This is a genomic window from Vibrio coralliilyticus ATCC BAA-450 (assembly GCF_000176135.1).
Taxonomy (GTDB): Bacteria; Pseudomonadota; Gammaproteobacteria; order Enterobacterales; family Vibrionaceae; genus Vibrio; species Vibrio coralliilyticus.
This window is the reverse complement of the sequence record NZ_ACZN01000018.1, coordinates 993,827-1,014,593: the sequence shown is the minus strand read 5'-3', so window position 1 is coordinate 1,014,593 and position 20,767 is coordinate 993,827. Positions and strand designations below refer to the sequence as shown.

General features: G+C 41.8%; 19 protein-coding genes and 1 pseudogene. 13 read left to right on the top strand and 7 right to left on the bottom strand.

The window, feature by feature from the left end:
- Window positions 1-43: 43 nt before the first annotated feature.
- Window positions 44-772 carry an outer membrane beta-barrel protein gene (locus tag VIC_RS24040; RefSeq protein WP_006963004.1) on the top strand — a complete coding sequence of 243 codons (729 nt, stop codon included), beginning with the start codon at window positions 44-46 and terminating at the stop codon, window positions 770-772.
- A 35-nt stretch (window positions 773-807) separates the two neighbouring features.
- Here VIC_RS24040 and VIC_RS24035 read toward each other — a convergent pair whose 3' ends face one another.
- The 4 genes from VIC_RS24035 to metG all read right to left on the bottom strand — a co-directional run bounded on the left by VIC_RS24035 (window position 808) and on the right by metG (window position 5,200).
- Window positions 808-1,278, bottom strand: coding sequence for a hypothetical protein (locus VIC_RS24035; RefSeq protein WP_006963003.1), 471 nt, complete (start codon window positions 1,276-1,278; stop codon window positions 808-810).
- Complete coding sequence (locus VIC_RS26065; RefSeq protein WP_157622148.1) at window positions 1,275-1,937, bottom strand: winged helix-turn-helix domain-containing protein; 663 nt, start codon at window positions 1,935-1,937, stop codon at window positions 1,275-1,277. Before VIC_RS26065 ends, VIC_RS24035 begins: the two co-directional genes overlap by 4 nt.
- A 187-nt stretch (window positions 1,938-2,124) precedes the next feature.
- The gene (locus tag VIC_RS24025; RefSeq protein ID WP_039952580.1) at window positions 2,125-2,937 is read right to left on the bottom strand and encodes a hypothetical protein; all 813 of its coding nucleotides are present in this window, start codon (window positions 2,935-2,937) and stop codon (window positions 2,125-2,127) included.
- 202 nt (window positions 2,938-3,139) lie between these two features.
- On the bottom strand, window positions 3,140-5,200 hold the full coding sequence (gene metG / locus VIC_RS24020) for a methionine--tRNA ligase (RefSeq protein ID WP_039952579.1): 2,061 nt from the start codon (window positions 5,198-5,200) through the stop codon (window positions 3,140-3,142).
- A 155-nt stretch (window positions 5,201-5,355) separates the two neighbouring features.
- Between metG and apbC the strand changes: the two genes are divergently transcribed.
- The 4 genes from apbC to VIC_RS24000 all read left to right on the top strand — a co-directional run bounded on the left by apbC (window position 5,356) and on the right by VIC_RS24000 (window position 10,539).
- The gene (apbC, locus tag VIC_RS24015; protein ID WP_006962999.1) at window positions 5,356-6,429 is read left to right on the top strand and encodes an iron-sulfur cluster carrier protein ApbC; all 1,074 of its coding nucleotides are present in this window, start codon (window positions 5,356-5,358) and stop codon (window positions 6,427-6,429) included.
- A 235-nt stretch (window positions 6,430-6,664) separates the two neighbouring features.
- Window positions 6,665-7,306 (top strand): uridine kinase, encoded by a 642-nt coding sequence (gene udk, locus VIC_RS24010; RefSeq protein ID WP_006962998.1) that lies wholly within the window; start codon window positions 6,665-6,667, stop codon window positions 7,304-7,306.
- A 157-nt stretch (window positions 7,307-7,463) separates the two neighbouring features.
- Window positions 7,464-9,629 carry an AsmA family protein gene (locus VIC_RS24005; RefSeq protein ID WP_006962997.1) on the top strand — a complete coding sequence of 722 codons (2,166 nt, stop codon included), beginning with the start codon at window positions 7,464-7,466 and terminating at the stop codon, window positions 9,627-9,629.
- Between the two features lie 136 nt (window positions 9,630-9,765).
- Window positions 9,766-10,539, top strand: a complete 774-nt coding sequence (locus VIC_RS24000; protein WP_006962996.1) for a hypothetical protein — start codon at window positions 9,766-9,768, stop codon at window positions 10,537-10,539.
- 63 nt (window positions 10,540-10,602) lie between these two features.
- On the opposite strand, the pseudogene VIC_RS26475 reads toward VIC_RS24000, so the two are convergent.
- Window positions 10,603-10,779, bottom strand: a pseudogene (locus VIC_RS26475) (cob(I)yrinic acid a,c-diamide adenosyltransferase); the annotation flags it as partial.
- Between the two features lie 221 nt (window positions 10,780-11,000).
- Here VIC_RS26475 and VIC_RS23995 point away from each other — a divergent pair.
- From VIC_RS23995 to VIC_RS23980, 4 genes are read left to right on the top strand one after another with little or no spacing between them, the layout of a single operon-like run.
- Window positions 11,001-11,501: a toxin-activating lysine-acyltransferase gene (locus VIC_RS23995; RefSeq protein WP_039952578.1), complete on the top strand. Its 501-nt coding sequence runs from the start codon at window positions 11,001-11,003 to the stop codon at window positions 11,499-11,501.
- Entirely contained in the window at window positions 11,491-12,852 is a 1,362-nt protein-coding gene (locus VIC_RS23990; protein ID WP_006962994.1) for a protein adenylyltransferase SelO family protein, read from the top strand. Before VIC_RS23995 ends, VIC_RS23990 begins: the two co-directional genes overlap by 11 nt.
- Before the next feature lie 11 nt (window positions 12,853-12,863).
- A complete protein-coding gene (locus tag VIC_RS23985; RefSeq protein WP_006962993.1) occupies window positions 12,864-14,039 on the top strand; it encodes a glycosyltransferase family 2 protein in 1,176 nt (391 codons plus the stop codon).
- Window positions 14,040-14,090: 51 nt separating this feature from the next.
- Window positions 14,091-14,357 (top strand): hypothetical protein, encoded by a 267-nt coding sequence (locus tag VIC_RS23980; RefSeq protein WP_006962992.1) that lies wholly within the window; start codon window positions 14,091-14,093, stop codon window positions 14,355-14,357.
- A gap of 196 nt (window positions 14,358-14,553) precedes the next feature.
- Here the strand turns inward: VIC_RS23980 and VIC_RS23975 are convergent, their stop codons facing one another.
- Window positions 14,554-14,811, bottom strand: a complete 258-nt coding sequence (locus VIC_RS23975; RefSeq protein WP_039952576.1) for a hypothetical protein — start codon at window positions 14,809-14,811, stop codon at window positions 14,554-14,556.
- A 185-nt stretch (window positions 14,812-14,996) separates the two neighbouring features.
- Here VIC_RS23975 and VIC_RS23970 point away from each other — a divergent pair, with 185 nt between their 5' ends.
- Genes VIC_RS23970 through VIC_RS23955 form a run of 4 tightly spaced genes read left to right on the top strand, consistent with a single transcriptional unit; the run spans window position 14,997 to window position 20,094 of the window.
- Window positions 14,997-15,983 (top strand): radical SAM protein, encoded by a 987-nt coding sequence (locus VIC_RS23970; protein WP_006962991.1) that lies wholly within the window; start codon window positions 14,997-14,999, stop codon window positions 15,981-15,983.
- A gap of 28 nt (window positions 15,984-16,011) precedes the next feature.
- Complete coding sequence (locus VIC_RS23965; RefSeq protein ID WP_006962990.1) at window positions 16,012-17,298, top strand: HlyD family secretion protein; 1,287 nt, start codon at window positions 16,012-16,014, stop codon at window positions 17,296-17,298.
- A gap of 2 nt (window positions 17,299-17,300) precedes the next feature.
- Window positions 17,301-19,451 (top strand): peptidase domain-containing ABC transporter, encoded by a 2,151-nt coding sequence (locus VIC_RS23960; protein WP_006962989.1) that lies wholly within the window; start codon window positions 17,301-17,303, stop codon window positions 19,449-19,451.
- Window positions 19,438-20,094 carry an acyltransferase gene (locus VIC_RS23955; protein WP_006962988.1) on the top strand — a complete coding sequence of 219 codons (657 nt, stop codon included), beginning with the start codon at window positions 19,438-19,440 and terminating at the stop codon, window positions 20,092-20,094. Before VIC_RS23960 ends, VIC_RS23955 begins: the two co-directional genes overlap by 14 nt.
- Before the next feature lie 56 nt (window positions 20,095-20,150).
- Here VIC_RS23955 and cobO read toward each other — a convergent pair whose 3' ends face one another.
- A complete protein-coding gene (gene cobO, locus VIC_RS23950) occupies window positions 20,151-20,756 on the bottom strand; it encodes a cob(I)yrinic acid a,c-diamide adenosyltransferase (protein WP_006962987.1) in 606 nt (201 codons plus the stop codon).
- Between the last annotated feature and the right edge of the window lie 11 nt (window positions 20,757-20,767).

The window sequence follows — 20,767 nt, the reverse complement described above, 5'->3', positions numbered from 1 at the left end:
CAGCCAGTCGTTAGGAATTACACAAGTTTTATGAGGGAAATCCGTGTCAAAAATATTCTTCGCTATCAGCACACTTATTCTAACCAGTCAGTGTTACGCCCTAGAAAACCCATTCGATCACGTTTCAGCTGGCCTGCACATTAGCAATGCGGGTGAGGGATTGTATGGAGACGAGGATGCAAGAGAAGGTTTAGGAGCCTATTTGGATGCTTCTTGGAACTTCTATGATCAGCTTTTTATTCAGGCTCGTTACGATGAGTCCAGTTTAGAGGGAGCTGAGCGTCAGACCAGCAACGCATCTTCGCAGTACTCCGGTAAAGAACATTTTGCGAGCGCGAATAAATACATTGGTCTGGGCTACTTTCTGCCGTTGGGAAGATTTAAGCCATATGCCGCTGTTGGTTGGAGTGATTTTAAAACGAGCCAAAGATCATTCAAGACCGAAGAACATGATCCTCTGAACCCACAAGACTATGTCGCTGTTACTGATGAGGTGAACCGGTTTGAAGATGGAATGTCGCTGGAGTTAGGAAGCGTCGTTAGCTTAAGTGACAACGATAGACTGAACATTTTTTACAACATCAGTTATTTCGAAGAGGACGGCATGGACATCTATAAGCACGAAATCCACTTAAACAATGACTATTACTTTTCGAATCACTGGGCGCTCAACACCAATTTTGTCTATCGAGAGCTAAAATTTGCAGATTTTGATTTGGAAAAAAAAGCGAACGACAACATTTTTCAGATAGGGGCGACGTACTCCTTCTAGACAGATTTAGCTGCCTCTTCGGTAAGAGGCAGCCTCTATTCTCTAGTGATCATTAGCGTTTTTAGTTCACCTTCTTTTGCTTCGACTATCAGCTTATCTTTGTCACGATAGATAACGTTGAATGAATCGACCAAGGTCAAATCTTCAGAAAAGTACAGTTGTGTGTAGGGTTCCGAAATCAGCTCCGGTAGTGAAGTCTCTTGCATTGATTTAGTTTTAGAAACGATCTGATAGGCATATTCGGCATCTTTATTGAGTTGGCCAAATACAGAGAAGACTTCAGTTCGTGGCAGCTCATTCCCTTCTAGGATGAGTGTTGCATGAAAGCTACCATCTTCATTGATCAAAATATTGATATTCTCTTGCCACTTTTCTGCTTTGTATGGGTGAGTAATAATATTGCTGTTGAATACGCCACCTCTGAAGTTAATATCACTTTCAAAAAAAACAGAACCCCAAAGCGCTAAAGAACTAATAATAAGTAAAATATAGTACCGCTTCATCATTCATTGCCCCATTCTTTTATAAATACATCCCACTCTCCTTTATCAATAAAGTAATTGTTACTACTCTTATTTTTTGAACTAAATGTTGATAATTCATAAGTGTCTTTATTCTTATAATAAAAATAAGAACATTGGCAGGGCATTTCCTTTATTCTATCGATAAGCTCTTGAGGTAAAGGCTGATCTTTGCGTTTTAATACCGTCTTAGTTGATATTTTCATAATGTGGTATTGTTCATCAATAAAGGTTGTATTAAAAAAGTAATTGTTACTGACAGACCACAGCGCAGTGCTAAGCATTATCGCTGAAAGAGAGACAATACTTGCTTTGATGAACTTTTGGGGGACTTTTTCAACCCGAGAGACGGCCATATTCTCGCTTTCTCTTTCAACACGTTTTGCTTCAAAATAATTGCAAACCCACATATAGCCTTTATTAGGAATAGTTTTTATTTCGATGGTTTTGGAGTGTCGAGTTGCTGAGCGAAGATTAAAAATAGCTTTGTGTAACGAGGAGTCAGTAACAATACTGTCTGGCCAGCCTACTGAGATAAGGTGATTCTTTGATATGACCTGATTATTATTTTCCATAAAGTGGATAATAATCATTAGTTCATTATAGTTTAGTTTGTTTTCATGACTATCTATTTTTATAGACATTTCATTTCTGTCTAAGATTAAGTCATCACAATAATAAACGATACTATCGTTTTTACTCATAGAAAAATAGAATTAAGATTTTAAGTCAATTCTATAATTTTAGACTAAGTTGTAAAGTTTGAATTAAGATATTTTATGTAATTTTTACATTATAGGAGCGCCACAAATCATGTGGCGCTACTACTCATTAGTTAAAAGCAACTTTAGGCAGGGGTAAATACAAACTTTCAGTGATGTTTGACAACATCTGGTCGTACACCTGAGAAATGATCAGGGAGATGTCTGTCGTCAGTTGGTATAGCTCTTCTACGGAAAGCACCATGTCATCGGAAGCCCCGATTTCAGACAAAGTATGCATGGACTTTGAGCTTAGCGGTGAGGCGATCGACATTGGGCAAATCAGTGATAGCTGATTAAGCTTACGCCTAGATTTATCACAATAGTATTTCACACGCAGCATTCCTTCAGGGTAGTGAGCTTCCTGAATGGAAACACGTAATTGAGTCAGCACTTCCATGCTGTCGAGGACTTGCTGCCAGTTAAGGTGATACTCATCACTCAATTCTCCCCGCCCAGATTCGATCAACCAAGCGATGGCGACTTCATCCATTAAGAACATACAGTGGCGAATGGCGTGTCCGTGAACGACTTGATTGCGAGCGATGGAACGATGAGACCACTCTTTATGTAATCCCTTGAGTTTCAATTGCAGAATTCGATACATAGGTTTGTTTTCAAACTGTGCAACTGCAATAAGCTCGCCCGATTTCTCCATCATTTGGCCATAAATTCGTTCTAACTCAGGAAAGCTCTGAGATTGATTTTGGTTGGATAGCGCTTGATGAGTGAGCGATCTGTGCTGTCGACCAAGCAGCAAAACTTGCCTAAGTAATACGAGAATGTCGAATTTTCTCTGTAGTGTCGTTTGACGATGTTTTGAAAAGTGAAACAGCGTCAGCAAAATGCCTACGGATATAATGATAGAAATGAGTACAAACATGACTGACTCCTTGTTGCTTGATACCTCTTAATGGGTAGAGCAGCTTTGGTGCCAGAATTTTATCTATTATATTTCAATGACTTAATTTTATTAGGTGTTCTGCTGTGCTCTTAGAAGGTGCATGAACTCACCAAAAGTGTGAAATAGGGCACAAAAAAGCCCCGCTATAAAGCGGGGCTTGTGTAACTAAAAGTCAGTTGACTTACATGACACGCATGCCTGGCTGGGCACCTTCGTGCGGCTCTAGGATCCAAAGATCACTGCCACCTGGGCCTGCTGCCAGTACCATACCTTCAGACATGCCAAACTTCATCTTACGTGGTTTAAGGTTTGCCACCATAACTGTGTGCTTACCGATCAGATCTTCAGGTTTGTAAGCGGACTTAATACCTGCAAATACCTGACGTACTTCACCACCGATATCCAGCTTCAATTTGAGAAGCTTGTTTGCTTTTGGTACTTCTTCACACTCAACGATTTTAGCAATACGAAGATCAACTTTCGCAAAGTCATCGAATTCGATTTCGTCCGCAATTGGCTCTTTATCAAGCTCAGTCTGGCTCGCTTTGTTCTTTTCAGCTTCCGCTTTTTCTTTCGCTGCAACTTCTGCCGCTGCATCTTCTTTAGATGCTTCAACCATAGCTTCAACCTTCTTCGGATCGATACGGTTGAATAGCGCTTTAAACTTAGTGATTTCGTGACCAGTTAGCGGTGCAGCGATGCCTTCCCAAGTCAGTTCTTCGTTTAGGAAGCCTTCAGTTCGCGCAGCAAGCTCTGGCATTACCGGTTTAAGGTAAGTCATTAGAACGCGGAATAGGTTGATACCAACAGAACAGATGTCTTGTAGCTCTTGGTCTTTACCTTCTTCTTTCGCTACAACCCACGGTGCTTTTTCATCAACGTATTGGTTTGCTTTGTCTGCTAGTGCTGTGATTTCACGGATAGCACGGCCAAATTCACGAGTTTCAAAAAGCTCTGCGATACGATCAGCGGCTGCAACGAATTCGTTGTATAGCTCAGGCTCTACGAACTCTGAAGATAGCTTGCCTTCAAAACGCTTAGTGATAAAGCCTGCGTTGCGAGAAGCTAGGTTAACGATCTTGTTGACCACGTCTGCGTTAACACGCTGAATGAAATCTTCAAGGTTAAGGTCTAGGTCATCGATACGGCTGTTTAGCTTCGCTGCGTAGTAGTAACGTAGGCACTCTGGATCTAGGTGATTCAAGTAAGTAGCTGCTTTGATGAATGTGCCTTTCGACTTAGACATCTTAGCGCCGTTTACGGTCACGTAGCCGTGGACGAATACGTTGTTTGGCTTACGGAAGCCAGAGCCTTCAAGCATTGCCGGCCAGAATAGAGAGTGGAAGTAAACGATGTCTTTACCGATGAAGTGGTAAAGCTCAGTTGTGCTGTCTTTCTTCCAGTACTCATCGAAATCTAGGTCATCGCGCTTGTCACATAGGTTTTTGAATGAACCCATGTAGCCGATGGGGGCATCCAGCCATACGTAGAAGAATTTGTCTTTCTCACCTGGGATTTCAAAGCCGAAATATGGCGCATCACGAGAGATGTCCCACTGTTGAAGGCCTGACTCAAACCACTCTTGCATCTTGTTCGCTGTTTCAGCTTGAAGTGAGCCAGAGCGTGTCCACTCTTGCAGCATGCTTTCAAACTGAGGTAGATCGAAGAAGAAGTGCTCAGAGTCTTTCATTACTGGAGTTGCACCAGATACTGCTGATTTAGGATCAATCAGTTCAGTAGGGCTGTACGTTTCACCACAGTTATCACAGTTGTCTCCGTATTGGTCTTCTGACTTACACTTAGGACAAGTACCTTTTACGAAACGGTCCGGTAGGAACATCTCTTTTTCAGGATCGAAAAGCTGAGAGATAGTGCGGCTAGAGATAAAGCCGTTCTTTTTCAGCTCTAGGTAGATGCGTGAAGCCAGCTCACGGTTCTCTTCAGAGTGTGTGCTGTGGTAGTTATCAAAGCTAATATCGAAGCCAGCGAAGTCTTTCTGGTGCTCTTCACTTACTGCAGCGATCATCTCTTCTGGCGTAATACCCATCTGTTGTGCTTTTAGCATGATTGGCGTGCCGTGAGCATCGTCAGCACAGATGAAGTTTACAGTGTTGCCACGTAGGCGTTGGTAGCGAACCCAGATGTCAGCTTGAATGTGCTCAAGCATGTGACCTAGGTGAATCGAACCGTTAGCGTACGGGAGGGCACAAGTGACCAGTAGTTTTCTTGGATCGTTTGCCATACTTAATAATCGCTTCTTAAGGTGTATAAAAATAGAGAGTAATACTACCTTATCCCACCAGTGACTCCAAGGAGTCATCAGCGCGATTACCTTAGTTTTTTCGGGGTTCAGTCCTGCGCTGCTCAGTGCTACGATTAGATGCATAAGGAGGACCTATGCGTCATTTCACTTCAAAGCAAGATTTTTGTGCTTGGTTAAACCAATTTGAGCACCCGAGCTTAGCTCCGCAATGGGCATCTGTGGCCAATATTGTCACGGTCGGAGCAAATGCTATTCAGATCGTCATTCCATTTGCTGCTAAAGCGCTCGTTAGCGAGTTGTCTGAATGGGTTCAGTCTCAGCAACAAGGTGGTGAGGTTGCTGCTTTTGAGTGCGAGATTACCGTGGCACCTAAACCATTGGAAACTCATGTCGGCCATGAAGTTAAAGGGGTGAAAAATGTCATCGCAGTGACGTCTGCGAAAGGCGGTGTCGGTAAATCCACAACTTCAGTCAACCTAGCGCTCGCGATGGCGCAATCTGGGGCAAAAGTCGGGTTACTTGATGCGGATATTTATGGGCCGTCCGTACCTATGATGCTTGGCCAGCAAAACGCGACACCGGTTGTTCGCGATGACAAGTGGATGCAGCCTATTGCTGCGCATGGCATTTACACACATTCGATTGGTTATCTGGTATCGAAGGATGAAGCAGCCATCTGGCGCGGGCCGATGGCATCTAAAGCGCTGGCTCAATTGCTAAATGAGACAGAGTGGCCAGAGCTGGACTATCTGGTGATCGATATGCCACCGGGGACGGGAGATATTCAGTTGACACTGGCGCAGCAAATTCCGGTGACCGGAGCTGTGATAGTGACCACACCACAAGATCTCGCATTAGCAGACGCGCGCAAAGGTGCGGCAATGTTTGAGAAGGTGCAAGTTCCAGTTGTGGGGTTAGTTGAGAACATGAGTTACCACATTTGTAGCCATTGCGGTGGTAAAGAGCACATCTTTGGAGCGGGTGGCGCCGAAAAGATGTCGAGTGAGTATGGTCTCGACTTATTGGCTCAAATTCCTCTGCACATCTCTATGCGTGAAGACATTGATAAAGGTTGTCCGACGGTGGCAGCGCGTCCAGACTCAGAACATGCAGCTCAGTATATTCAACTGGCTGAATCCGTATGTGCCCGAATGTACTGGCATGGTAAAGAAAAGCCAGCATCCATCCAATTTACAATGGTCGAGTAACGATAAAATGAGTGCTTTTTAAGCACTCGTTTCTTCATCTTATAGCTTGTAATCGTTTGCGTTGAGCTTATTTATTCCATTTGTAGGTTTGGGCTAAATCCTCACTAGTAACTGCAGGCCGAACTCCCTATAATCAGGCGGTTTATCTATTACACACTAATACACAATGTGTGCTTTTATGCACAATGCTAGTATTAGAACATGACACCAATTCAATTCATCGGGTGCAAGAATAATGTCTGATAATAATCAATGCGTCATCGTCGGTATTGCTGGCGCGTCTGCTTCTGGAAAAAGTTTAATCGCCAGCACTATCTACAACGAGCTTCGTGAGAAAGTGGGCGATCATCAAATTGGTGTGATTACGGAAGATTGCTACTACAACGATCAGGGTCACCTGAGCATGGAAGAGCGTGTTAAGACCAACTACGACCACCCGAGCGCGCTGGATCATGACCTTCTGTGTGAGCATCTTGAAATGCTGACTCGTGGCGAAGCAGTCGAAGTACCAGAATACAGCTATACAGACCACACGCGTACAGAAAATACCTCATCTATGACACCAAAGAAGGTGATCATTCTGGAAGGTATTCTTCTTCTGACTGATCCACGTTTGCGTGATTTGATGCACGCGACCGTCTTTATGGACACTCCTCTCGACATTTGTTTACTACGCCGCGTGAAGCGCGATGTGGAAGAGCGTGGTCGTACAATGGAATCAGTACTGAAGCAGTACCAAGAAACAGTGCGTCCTATGTTTATGCAATTTATCGAACCTTCAAAGCAATACGCGGACATCATTGTTCCTCGTGGCGGTAAAAACCGTATTGCTATCGATGTACTAAAAGCTCACATTGCAAAACTTTTGAAAGCTTAAGCCCTTATCTCATTCAGGCGCTTTATTTTTTATGTAAGAAGTGGCACTTTAAGTGCCACTTTCTTTTTATGTCTCATAAAAGTTTTCCGACAAGACTTATACTTGGGATATTTGTCCACTCACGTCTGGCAATACCCGAATAGCAAGGATAATGCTGATGAAGAAACTGTTCCTATTTATAGCGATTCCTCTAGTAATCATTATCGGTGCTCTATTGGCACTGGTACTTTTGGTTAACCCAAACCAATTTAAACCTCTTATTGTTGAGCAAGCGCAGAAACAAACTGGTCTTGAGCTAGTGATTGAAGGCGATATCAGCTGGCAATTCTTCCCATCTATTGGCTTTGAGCTAGGCAAAACGGAACTGCGTAACCCGCAGGGTTTTAGCCAGCCAAACATGTTTAAAGTTGAAACGGTGGGCGTTGATGTCTCCGTTATGCCTTTATTCAGTCAGCAGCTTGAAATTGGCAACATCACTCTTGATGGTGCAGAGTTTTACCTCGAAACACTCAAAGATGGCCGTAAGAACATTGATGCTTTGACTCAGGCTCAAAATACGCATACGGAAGCCGTGACAACGGATGCGCCAAACACAGAAGCGCCTGCGGATGCTGCTCCGACAGAGTCAAGCCCAAGCCCAGCTTCTGCTTGGACGATCAATCTTGCTGGAGTCACAGTCTCTAATGCTGCGGTTGAAATTCAGGATAAGCAGGCTGGTTCCTACACTAAGCTGTACGATGTGTCGCTCAACTTGTCTGAGTTTGCAGTAGATACTTGGACCAAGGCTGATTTTGCCGCCAAAGGCGAAAACAACCAGCAAAATTTCACGGCGCAAGGCAGTGCTGAATTTAAGCTAGCAAAAGGTTTTGCTGAGTATGCGCTGCGTAATATTGATCTCAATGCGAGCTTTAGCGACCCGGCAACTGAGATGGATTCAATCAAGCTAGGATTGGAAACGTTTGAGTTTGATAAGGCAAACGCTTTGACTTACAGCGTTGCAGGTCAAGCTGCTGGCCTAGACATTGATATGAAAGGCGCAGGTGCACTGACGGTCGACAAAGCGATTTCCAAAGTTGTGATGAACAAACTGACTTTGGACGCAACATTCAAAGGTGACTCACTGCCTCAATCGCCAATGAAAGTGGATATGGCGTCTGATTTGACGTTTGATCTGACAAAAAGCCACTTGAGCTTTGTGTTAGAGAAATTAACCGCCAACGCACTTGCTTTTGATGGTAAGGCGGATGTGACGCTGGGTGATATTCCAAAAGTGCGTTTTGCTCTGCACAGTCCAAACATTGATTTAGATGAGTTTCTTGGTCTGAATAAGCCAGCAGAGAATACTTCAGCATCAGGTACAGCAGGTACGCAAAATACAGGCTCGACAAGCTCTAGTAGCGCTTCTGCATCAGCAAGTAAGCCACAGGCCGAAGTAGAACCTGATTTGTCAGCGTTGAAGACGTTGGACGTCAAAGGTGACATTACTATTGATAAGTTCAAAGTCAGCAACGCCAGAATGCAGAACGTCAAAGCGAGCTTTTATGTCGATCGCGGTATTGCAGAGCTGACATCGTTCTCGTCAAACTTGTACCAAGGTTCAATTACTGCAACCGCTAAATTGGATGCACGTAAGAGCCCAGCTTCTTACACAGCGAAGAAGAAAATCAAAGGCGTTAAAGTTCAGCCGTTACTGAAAGACGTGGCAAACAATGACATGCTGGAAGGGACGGGTAATATCGATGTTGACGTTAAAGGCAGCAGTCTGACCCCAACGGGTATTCAGAAAAACTTGGTCGGGACTATTGGCATTAACTTCACCGATGGTGCCGTTAACGGCATCAACGTTGCACAGTTGATTCGTGAAAACTACGCCAAGATAAAAGGCCAGAAAGTTGAGTCTAGCAATGAGACGCAAAAGACTGACTTTAGTGCGATGAAGGCGACACTTAAACTGAACAAGGGCAATGTGTCGACCAACGATTTAACGATGCAATCGCCACTGCTACGCATTCGTGGTAATGGTAGCGCCAATTACCTGAATCAAACCGTCGACTTCACGGTTAGCACTTCAATCGTTGGTTCGCTAGAAGGGCAGGGTGGTAAAGACATTGATGAGTTGCGTGATGTAACGATTCCAATCAACATCTCTGGCTCTTGGCAGCAGCCTAAATTCAAGCTTGTTTTCGATGATGTTCTGAAGCAAAAAGCGCAGAAAGAAATTGATCGCGGCCTGAAGAAGCTTGATGAGAAACTGGGTGACAAGATCAAAGATGAAAAGACTAAAGAAGCAGTGAATAGCTTACTGAAAGGTCTATTCAACTAACCCACTTGGATATCAATTGAAAGCGCACCTCAGGGTGCGCTTTTTTTGTTTCTGGTCCACTTACAAAGTCATTACAAGTGCTTACAGATTCATATTGTGAATGTGAGTAGAGTGGAGTTCTGACTAAGGAGGGAACATGAAACGACTGATTTATCTTTTACCATTTATGGTTGTGCCAGCGCAGGCTGGGGAATTCGATGCTAGCCCCTACGCTAAACAAGGCTGTCCGGCTGATTTCTTTACACAAAAAGCAACGGTGTTTAATGCCGTTACGATTTGTGCAACGAACCAGGTGCCGATTGATAAACTGCGCCACGCTGCGAATGTTGCCGCGCAGTGGCTAGACAACGATCAAGATGGTCAGGTTGACCAAACGGGTATTGTTAATGAGCTTCAGGGTAATCGAGCAACATTGGTCATGAGTGCCAGAGGATTTAGTGACCAAGCGTTTGAACAAATGGACATCGATGGCATTGTTGGGCAGGACTTGTCCGCGGAAGAAACCAATCCAGATGCGGACCGAGATGCCTCCCAGGAAGAGATTCATCATTTGATTCTTAATGCAGGGTGGCAGGGACTGTTTCCGAATGTATTCAGTGATCAAAGTTCTCAGCAGAGTGAGCTGTATCGCCAATGGCAAACTGCAGAGCAGAAAGGTTACTACTTTTATGATGACCCGACATGCGATGACGAGTGTAAAGTTACTGAGTTCTTCTATCTGGCAACCGCTGCGTATTCAGGATCTCAGGCGGATTTGTTTTCTGATGAGATGAGGCTTAAGACGAGAAAAGCACTGAGCGATAAATTGCCAGGTACAGTTGCTATCATGGAATCAGAACGCTATCACTACCCCAATCACATATGGCCTGACGGACATTATAAGCATCAAAACAACATCCATATTGAATAGAGATACAGTGCCAACGGCACGAAAGAGTGGCGTAGACTGACTACGCCACTGACCAGCAAATCTTTACCAATCAACACCCTTGAGCGCTTTCACCCCAGATTCAAAAGCATGCTTAACGTTTTTCACTTCTGAAACAGTATCGGCCATCTCGATCAACGTACGATGCGCGCCGCGACCTGTGATGACGACAGATTGCATCTTTGGTCGGTTGTTCAATGCTTCGACGACTTCATCAAGATCACATCGATAGAGTTTATTGTTTTTTATGCCACATATTTTACATGTGGCATAAAAATGACAAGCAGTTTGCGATCAAATATGAAGTATCTTGCAACTGACATATTTGTCATAGGCATACTTTAAAGAGGTCGTTCGAATGCGTTTCTTACCATTATTCTCTTTCGTCATAACTACCTGTAATTTAGCCACCAACAGAAAGTCATTATAGATCAAGCGTTGCTATGGAAGAAAAGACAGTTTCGTATTACAACAACCAGATAACAGGTATGCCTTATGGAGCCCTATCGAAAGCAGAAGCAATGCATGAGCTAGGCCGATTTGTTGAAACCATGTCTAAGAGTAAGTTGCGACAAAACTTAAATTTATCGTCCTTCATGCATTGGATCAAACCAGCCGTTCTCCATCGGCAATATAAGTTCCTTAAGCTAACTAGTGATGTTGAATATACCGGATATGTATTATGGGCATGGGTGGATGACTCGACTTTGACAAAGTACATGACTCAGCCTCGATTTTTTTTAAAACCAATGCACTGGAATGAAGGTAATAACTTAATAATTGTCGATTGGTTTGTTGAAAAAAACAAGAAGAGTCAACTGAGAGAATTATATAGACACATTACTTCATCTACAGATATTAATAGAAGTGCGATCAATATTTGTATTCGAGACGATCAAGGTTTAATTGTCAGAACAAATAAGCGGAGCATTTATGGGTACTGAACTACTAAAAACGCACAAGTTAGTTGGAGTAGATAACACCCCGTGTATAGGAAATTTATTACCAGAGGAATCTTTTGTATCTTTTGATGCTTATAAATTGTCAGGAACAGAGGTTGTCTGGACTAATAAAAAACTTCTTCAAGATTATGGAATTAACTGCGACGAGAATTTAATTAAAAATGAGTTAGTTAAAAATTTTAGCTATGTTTCCGAAGATTATGCTAAGAAGGATCGGATTAATATCAATGATCAGAAACAATTCATGGCTGATCAATACGGTTCTCGACATGAAGTTTGTAATGGAGGCAGTGCAAGATGTGGAATAAATGGTAATTTTCAGATTAAAGGTATTGGACGAAATCCACTAATCTCTCAAAATATTTCTGAAAGCCACTCTCATGGAAAGTTATTTATCGACGAAGCCATTAGCGAAGCTATATGGGGTGAGATCTGTCACAAACATTTACCATATGGAGCAATACGTACATTAGCCATTATTAAAACCAATACCAAACATGCTTTCACGTATCAAGATGATACTCCAAATAAGCACTGTGCACTAGCAGTCAGAGAAATGTCAGTTCGTCCGGCACATTTTGAACGATGCACATTTTTTTGGCCAGAGAAGAGTTACAGCTTCCTGCGTGACAATGATGCTAACCGTGTAAGGAAAGCAGTACCGTATCTCTCTAAATTGTTAGGTGGGATGGAGGATATCCCTCTAGGTGAAGTTCTAAACGAATTGATAAACCGCCTTGCTTCTCAGATCGCTGCGTCTCGAGTAAAAGGAATTCCACATGGCTCACTAACGAGTTCAAATATATCGATAGATGGTAGGTTTTTGGACTTTGGAACGATAACAGCAGTTCCAGACTTTGGAAACTACGTACTGGCTAATGGAGTGGGTGCCGTATGGGATGACCACGAACTAATTGAATCTTGGCTAGAAAATCTGTTTGATACAGTTAATCACTATTCAAAAGGTGAACTTACTTCAAATCAAATTAAAGATTTATCGTATGGTTTCTCAAAAGCACTTTGTGACTATGAAAATCGGTATTTATTAGATGAATTAGGAATCGAGGATCACTCCGAGAGGAATTTGCAAAGTGCAAATACTTTAAAGGAGCGACTAAAGGGTGATGAAAGGAAAATTATTACTCGATTCAATGATAATGAGTTTCGACAGAAAGTTTTAGTTGAGTCAAAAAAATTAGGTTTCAATATTAGCCATACAAAATTTACTTTAAGAGAAGGAAAGTATTCAGCATTTAATATGCATCAAAATCACCTACATACAAAATATGATTGTCAATCTATTAGTTGTCTTATTAATAGTTATTTATCATAAGTGGAATAATTATGATTGATGTGATCGAAGTGATATTAATTTCTACGTCCCTATTGTCATTCATTTCAACTCTTGTTTTATTTGGTTGTTATAAACTGAGAAAGTCTAAGTGTAAAAATGATAACGACCCAGAAGTTTCCGTATTTCTGCCTTTTTACAACGAAAATGAAGAGTACTTAATATGTGCACTGAACAAGTTAAATGAGCAAAACTATTCAAGTCGAATTCAGGTTATTGTTATTGATGATGGTTCTACAAACGATGCAATCAGTAGGGTTAAAGCGTGGATTACTAGCACCGAGATCAACCACGACTTCCAAATTGTAGAAAGGGCAGTAAATGGTGGTAGAAAAGGTTTCGCCTTAGATCATGTCCTTCATCTTGGCGTTGCAACTGGGGATGTTTACGTTGTGGTAGATAGCGATACTTATATCGAACCCAATGGCATCTATGAGCTGGTCACGAAGCTTTGGTCTGATGAAAAATACGCTGCAGTTTGTGGGTATATCACACCAGAGAACCATGAAGTCAGTTTTATAGGTAAATTGCAACACTATGAACATGTTAGCTTTTATGGTGCGATAAGAGCCGCGCAAGACAAACTTGGTTGTGTTCCAGTATTAGCTGGCGCGTTTGTAGCCCACCGAGCTTCAGTTGTGAAAAAGCTAGGGGGATGGAGCGAGTGGTTAGTCGAAGATATCGCTTGGTGCTGGAAGGCCATTTCTAACGGCTATCGAACAGGATATGCACCTAAGGCAAAGGCAACAACACAATGCCCTACCGATGCTAAAGGGTTGTTTAATCAACGCAGGAGATGGGCGCGAGGTCGGGTGGAAGCCTATACGGAAGCATGGAAAACTCATTGGAGCGCGGGTTTGTGTGCATCTCCTTGGTTTTTGCTTACGGCGGCACAGTATATATTCCCATCTAGCATTATTTTATTTGTATTTATGGTTGCAACAGGTATTTGGGTTCCGATTGCTATAGGTGCTTTAAATATTATTTTTTATTTTTTACTTGTCAATTCATATATAAGAGACTTTGATCTTTCGGGTGATTTATCAAACCAGAAAATTATTAAAGCGCCAATATATTCAGCCTTATTAGAGTCAATTACGTGGATACCTAATTTACTCGGATATTCAGATGAAATCCTGGGCAAGAAGAAGGGATGGCTAACAAGATAGATTCTATGAGCACAGTACTCTTTTACTGTAATAAATATAAGGAAATAACTTATGTATAATTTAAGTGTTGATGAGATTTCAATGGTTGATGGTGGTGGTGATGGAAATTTCATCAAGACTAGTATTCAGGGGTATATAGCTGGTGAAATTATTGGTGCGGGTCTTGGATATGTTAATAATGCATTGGGTGGTAATAATAACTATAGCAATAACTCCGGAGTTGGTACAGGCACTAATCAAAATTACGGAGGTTACGGTCTAGATTCGGGCGGTGGAATGATGCAAGCAGGCGGTTCTAGAGGTGGCTACGGATACTAACATTAATTAATCACATTCAGGGCGGGTTGGCTGTACTTGCCCTATTTATTAGAGGTTCAATTTTGAATAGAAGAGTAAGTGATGTATTTAAAGTTGGGTTTTATATTTCTGTTTTTACTTTTGTTTTTTCAATTTTTATACAGATATCTTTAAATTATTATTTTGGTGAAGAACAAGAAGGTAATAAATATTTCAACTATAATTTTTTTCTATTCGTACTTTTATCTCCAGTTATAGAAAGTATTATTTCTATAATTGTTTTGACTTTGTGTTCTACTTTTATTAGTAAAATTTCATCGTGTATAGCGTTAGGTGTTGTTTGGGCTGGATTGCATTCTACAATGGGATCTGACATGTCGAATAGCATTGGTTTTTGGTTAATATCTTTTATCTCATTTTCTCTGTATGGATGGTTATATTTTAAGTATAAATATCCCAAATTTTCAACTAACATGATTGTAATTACATTTCCTCATTCTCTACACAATCTTTATGTCTATATTTTATTAAGTTGAACACTGAATTTATTATTTGTCGGTGGTTTTTGTTTAATTTTTGTGTGTTATTATTTTTGTTGATTAGGATTATTAATGAAGTGTCTTTTTATATGAATTTTTATTATTTTAAGAGTTGTTAGATATGATGTGTGAAATTAAATCCAATGATGGTTGTTTTTCTGTGAACTGGGCGTTAATGAATAATTGTAACTACAAATGCAATTATTGCCATTCTGGTCTAAATAGTGGTTCAGTTAAGTCTCCATCGAATGAGGTCATAATTGACTTTGTGAAAAAAATATTTAAGCACTCAAACAGTTTAAACTTGAAACCTTACTTTGAGTTTGGTGGTGGTGAAGTTACTCTACTCAGATATTTTTGTGACCTTATAAAATATATCCGTAAAAATGATGGGCATGTTTGTATTGTTTCAAATGGTTCCAAGAAATTGTCTTGGTGGCGAGACAATGCTGAGTACTTATCGGGCGTGAGCCTTAGCTATCATATTAACGATATCAAAAGTGAATCTCATTTTGTTGCGGTTTCCAAAGTTCTCGAGGTATCTCAAAGTACACGTTTCCATGTCAATATCATGATGGTTCCAGAGCGTTTTGATGACTGCTTAGAGTTTGCAAACAGGCTAAAACAAGAAGTTCGTTGCTCTATTGCTCTCCAGCCACTTTTTGAAGGCTTCGGCCATGGTGGAATTACTAAGAAGTATTCGTATACCCCTGAACAAGAACAGATAATGAAAGACTTTCGTGGTAGGCCGGAACTTAAAACACTACCCCCGTCAATAGCTGAACTAGAAGTTAAATATATTGATGGTACAGCTAGGAATTTGTCTACCTTTGACCTAATTGCTAATAATCAAACCAACTTTGTTGGGTGGGATTGCTATGCTGGTATTGATAGTTTAGTCGTGACGTTTAGCGGAGATATTTATCGCTCTTGGTGTATGCAAGATGGACCTATTGGTTCTATTTATGACGAAAATTTTGAACTTCCCGATATTCCAACCAAGTGTAGAACTAAGATTTGCCAATGTGGTGTAGACCTGTCGGCTACAAAGGTGAATACAAAGTTAATTTCACATAAGCAACAAGAAATTGCAGTAACGCAGGTTTAGCCTCATTTGTTTCGGGAAAGGATAACCAGTGGTAGCAAGAGCCAAGCATTTATACCGGCCAGAGTATTTTGAGGCGCAAAGATCAGACAATCAAGGTTCAATTTTAATTGATGCTTCAGTTAGTCAGAACTTGTTCGTTGGCGCATCTGTATTCGTTTTATTGACGATCATTTTTTTCGTTGTTTTTGCTGAATATACTCGGAGAGATACACTGAATGGAGTGGTAAGCCCTACAGGCGGTATTGTTAAGATACAGTCTAACGATGAAGGGTATGCCGAAAATGTATTTGTTACTGAAGGTCAGAAAGTTCTCGCTGGAGAAGCGTTGTACGAGATAAAAACAGAGCGATATGATGAGTTTGGCCAAGGTGTAAAAAAGCGCATTGTTACTACCATTGAAAATCAAATCACCTTGCTAAATGAACGTCGAAATAAAGAAGTAGAAAAATCCCAACATCAACGAGAAGTCATTGAGGATGACCTAGCGCGCCTGTCAGAAGAAGCAAGTATACTGAAAGTTGTCGTTGATTTATCTGAACAAGAACTAAGCCTTGCACAAAGCCTAGTCGATAAGCAACAAGTGTTAGCCAACAAACAATTCATCTCTTCTATTGAGCTTCAAAAACAAAGGCTTGAGCTAATAACACTAGAGGCTAAGGTACAAACTCAACGTCTTAGTTTACAACGCTTGGTCAGAGAAAAAGCTAAGCTGGAAGAATCGAAAGATACCCTCCAGTTGGAACTTGATATTGCCCTACAGGAAATAGACCGCCAGCTTCAGAAAGTTACTCAAAACAAAATAGAATACTTTTATCAGACAGATACTCAGGTTGTGTCACCGATAGACGGCGTCGTTGCGTCAATCTTCGTCAAGGAAGGCCATTCAGTTAATAAAGGTCAGCCTTTACTTGTTGTTATTCCAGAGGGTGAAGACCCAGTCGTTGTTGAGCTTTATGCCCCCAGTCGTAGCATTGGCTTTATTCAAGAAGGTCAGGATGTTCGCTTACGGTTTGACGCGTTCCCTTATGAAAAATTTGGTGTTCAGCAAGGCGTTATCGCATCTATATCAAAATCTGCAGTCTCCGCGGAGATGTTACCAAATAGTCCACTAATACAAAGTCAGCTTTCTCGTACTCTTGGTGGTGTTGGTTTGTACCAAGTGAGAGTTAAATTAGATAAGCCAACCATCACCGTATATGGGGAGGAGCAAGTATTTGTGCCAGGAATGACGTTAACTGCAGACATTGAATTGGATACACGTAAGGTCTACGAGTGGCTTTTAGAGCCTTTGTACACTATTAATGGGCGAATATAGTGATGCATGCAGATGGTCTAATAGATTGGGGGTGGGGAAAGAAACTCCCATTGATCCGACAGACTGAAAAGGCGGAATGTGGTGTTGCTTGTTTGGCGATGGTTGCCGATTGGTATGGTTACAAAACCGATCTTAGGTCACTGAGGGTAAAATGTGGCATTACCCAGCATGGGATGTCGTTTGCCCGGCTAATTGAATGTGCTTCTCTTCTCAAGCTTTCTGGCCGAGCGGTGCGCTTGGACCTGCATGAATTAGAACAGTTAGCCACACCTTGTATTTTGCACTGGAATCTAAATCATTTTGTTGTGTTAAAGAAAGTGAGTGGGAGGAGAATTGAAATTCATGATCCTGCAAATGGAGCATTGACACTGAGTTATGATGAGGTGAACAAACATTTTACAGGTATTGCTCTAGAGTTAACACCCACTCATGACTTTGAAGAAAAAGTCGAAAGCAAAGCCGTTCGGCTATCAACCCTTATTGGTAAAACAGTTGGCCTAAAAGGGGCACTAGGACGAATTTTTGTTTTTGCATTGGTATTGGAGGTATTAGCCCTTACGTTACCTATCTTCAATCAAATCGTGATTGATGAAGTGTTGGTTGGGTATGACAAAAATCTCCTTGTACTCGTCATTGGATCCATCCTTATGATAACGGCGACTCAAACCTTAATCGGTCTCGCCCAGCAATGGGCGACAATCAAGCTTTCAGTAAATTTTAATATGCAGTGGGCTGCAAATGTTTTCCATCATTTGTTCCGATTACCGATAGATTGGTTTGAAAAAAGGGATATAGGGAGTATTAATGCTAAATTTTCTGCTGTAAATGTCATTCAGCAGACGTTAACAACCAGTGTAATTCAAGCTCTACTCGACTTAGTATTAGTCGTTGGCACGCTGTCGGTTATGTTGGTTTATAGTCCTCAACTCTCATTCATTGCCATCGCTGCTGCATTGGGCTACATCGCTCTCAGGTTGGCATGGTTTGGTGCGTTTAAACGCGCTGAAGAAAATACTTGGGAAGCTAGTACTCAAGAAGAAAGCTATTTCATTGAGACTGTTCGCGGTGTATTAAGTTTGCGAGTAAATGGGACGCTACCTTGGCGAGAGTCGTCCTGGAGAAACCTTAACATTAATCGCAGAAATGCGCAGCTATACGAGCAAAAGCTAGGAATGATCTACAACACAATGAATGTGAGCATTGTTAGCCTTGTATCTGCGAGTGTTCTTTGGTTTGGTGCGAATTTGGTGTTAGATGGACTCTTTACTATCGGTATGTTAATGGCGTTCCTGTCTTATCAAGGGCGCTTTTCGGCCAGCATTAGCTCCCTAATAGATAAGTATTTCGAGTTTAAGATGTTATCCGTGTATAACGAGCGTCTTGCAGACATTGTCTTAACGGAAAAGGAAACAGATAGCGCTCCAGATGTTACGGAACTACCTAGTGTGATTAATGACCAGAATGAGAGTGCCATCGAGTTCGACGATGTATACTTTTCCTATGGGAAAGACCTGCCCCCTATTCTTAGTGGTGCTAGCTTTAGTATCAAAAACGACGAAATTGTTGCGTTAGTCGGGCCATCTGGTTGCGGTAAATCTACGATCTCTAAGCTTCTATTAGGCATATACTCAGTCACATCTGGAGACATTTGCTATTTTGGTAATAGATCGACAGCTTCTAAATCACTTAGAGCTCAAGTCGGAGCAGTATTACAAGAAGATCAGCTATTTAGTGGTTCGATTATCGAGAATATTACGTTCTTTTCAGGCGATCTAGATGAAGAGTGGCTCGTTGAGTGTGCTCGAAGGGCAGGTGTTCATGATGATATTGAACGTCTAAATATGGGGTATCACACACTGGTTGGTGAAATGGGCTCCAGTCTCTCCGGAGGTCAAAAGCAAAGAATCCTTATCGCGCGAGCTTTGTACAAGAAACCTAAATTTTTGGTGTTGGATGAAGCCACAAGTAGTTTAGACATCTATACCGAGTCGTTTGTCTGTCAGATGTTTAAAGAAATTAATATTCCCATCCTGATGATCGCTCATCGCCCAGAAACCATAGCATCGGCCGATCGAGTTTTACTTATGGACGGAGGGGTAGTCCAGGAGATACCTAATAATTTTAGGCAGGAGGGTTCAAATGTATCACTCTGAACGCATACTGTGTCCGGATAAGCATTCTGGATTGTCAGGGACTGAATTGATGCAACAGTTTGGGGAGTACTGTGGTGTAGATAATTGGGTGACATTTTCGGGCTGTCCATCAGTGACGCTAACTAAAGTTGGAACAGATAGTTTTGGTAACCACCCCAAAACCAATGAAGTTATTTGTATCGGTTCTAGCTGTTATATTGAGTCCACTCATCTTCCTGCATTTCCTTCGGGAATAACAAAGTTAACTAGTGTATCTATTAAAAACCGTCCATTTGGAAAAATTGAAATCGGGAACAGCTGTGTTCTCCAAGGTACTTCTATCTGTTCTTATCAAGAGATAAAGATAGGGAACAATGTCATTTTTGGCCCTAATGTAGTCATTATGGATTGCAGTGGTCATTCTTTGGCTAATCGAGGTCACGCGAATGAGCTAGATAGCCTAGAAGCCAAGCCTGTTACGATAGGTAACGACGTCTGGGTTGGATACGGGTGCATTATTTTACCTGGCGTCCATATTGGTGATGGGGCAGTTATCGGAGCAGGTAGTGTTGTCACGAAAAGCATCCCTTCCTACTGTCTGGCGGCGGGCAATCCATGTAATATCAAGAGAAAGAACTTACAGGGTCAAAGCACTGAGCGATAGTCATTGTCAGTGCTGTCATTCGTGTTGTTGTTTGTAATGATAGTGGGCAGCCTAGACTACCAATCAACACCCTTGAGTGCTTTCACTCCAGATTCAAAAGCATGCTTGACGTTTTTCACTTCTGAAACAGTATCGGCCATTTCGATCAACGTACGATGCGCGCCGCGACCTGTGATGACAACAGATTGCATCTTTGGCCGGTTGTTCAATGCTTCGACGACTTCATTAAGTTCAATGTAGCCGTAGCTGACCATGTAGGTTAATTCATCAAACAGAATCACGTCGATAGACTCATCGCTCAACATTCGCTTACATTCTTGCCAAACTTTCTGCGCGGCTTCGGTGTCGGTGGCTTTATTCTGAGTTTCCCAAGTAAAGCCCGTCGCCATGACTTGGAATTCTACTCCGAGTTTTTCTAGCAAGTTACGCTCACCGTTGTCCCACGTTCCTTTAATGAACTGGGCGACTGAACATTTGAAGCCATGGCCAACAGCGCGGGCGATAGTGCCAAATCCTGAAGTGGATTTACCTTTACCGTTACCAGTGATAACCAGTAGCAGTCCTTTTTCTTCTTGAGCAGCAGCAATTTTAGCGTCGATTTGCTCTTTCACTTTTTGCTGACGCGCTTGATGACGTTCTTGCTTTGAATTTTGATCAGGCATGAATGCTTCCT

Bases quoted from the DNA above. Each gene is read 5' to 3' on its own strand.
- VIC_RS24035 (WP_006963003.1), bottom strand. From the start codon at position 1,278: ATGATGAAGCGGTACTATATTTTACTTATTATTAGTTCTTTAGCGCTT.
- VIC_RS26065 (WP_157622148.1), bottom strand. From the start codon at position 1,937: ATGTCTATAAAAATAGATAGTCATGAAAACAAACTAAACTATAATGAA.
- VIC_RS24025 (WP_039952580.1), bottom strand. From the start codon at position 2,937: ATGTTTGTACTCATTTCTATCATTATATCCGTAGGCATTTTGCTGACG.
- metG (WP_039952579.1), bottom strand. From the start codon at position 5,200: ATGGCAAACGATCCAAGAAAACTACTGGTCACTTGTGCCCTCCCGTAC.
- apbC (WP_006962999.1), top strand. From the start codon at position 5,356: ATGCGTCATTTCACTTCAAAGCAAGATTTTTGTGCTTGGTTAAACCAA.
- udk (WP_006962998.1), top strand. From the start codon at position 6,665: ATGTCTGATAATAATCAATGCGTCATCGTCGGTATTGCTGGCGCGTCT.
- VIC_RS24005 (WP_006962997.1), top strand. From the start codon at position 7,464: ATGAAGAAACTGTTCCTATTTATAGCGATTCCTCTAGTAATCATTATC.
- VIC_RS24000 (WP_006962996.1), top strand. From the start codon at position 9,766: ATGAAACGACTGATTTATCTTTTACCATTTATGGTTGTGCCAGCGCAG.
- VIC_RS23995 (WP_039952578.1), top strand. From the start codon at position 11,001: ATGGAAGAAAAGACAGTTTCGTATTACAACAACCAGATAACAGGTATG.
- VIC_RS23990 (WP_006962994.1), top strand. From the start codon at position 11,491: ATGGGTACTGAACTACTAAAAACGCACAAGTTAGTTGGAGTAGATAAC.
- VIC_RS23985 (WP_006962993.1), top strand. From the start codon at position 12,864: ATGATTGATGTGATCGAAGTGATATTAATTTCTACGTCCCTATTGTCA.
- VIC_RS23980 (WP_006962992.1), top strand. From the start codon at position 14,091: ATGTATAATTTAAGTGTTGATGAGATTTCAATGGTTGATGGTGGTGGT.
- VIC_RS23975 (WP_039952576.1), bottom strand. From the start codon at position 14,811: ATGTTAGTTGAAAATTTGGGATATTTATACTTAAAATATAACCATCCA.
- VIC_RS23970 (WP_006962991.1), top strand. From the start codon at position 14,997: ATGATGTGTGAAATTAAATCCAATGATGGTTGTTTTTCTGTGAACTGG.
- VIC_RS23960 (WP_006962989.1), top strand. From the start codon at position 17,301: ATGCATGCAGATGGTCTAATAGATTGGGGGTGGGGAAAGAAACTCCCA.
- VIC_RS23955 (WP_006962988.1), top strand. From the start codon at position 19,438: ATGTATCACTCTGAACGCATACTGTGTCCGGATAAGCATTCTGGATTG.
- cobO (WP_006962987.1), bottom strand. From the start codon at position 20,756: ATGCCTGATCAAAATTCAAAGCAAGAACGTCATCAAGCGCGTCAGCAA.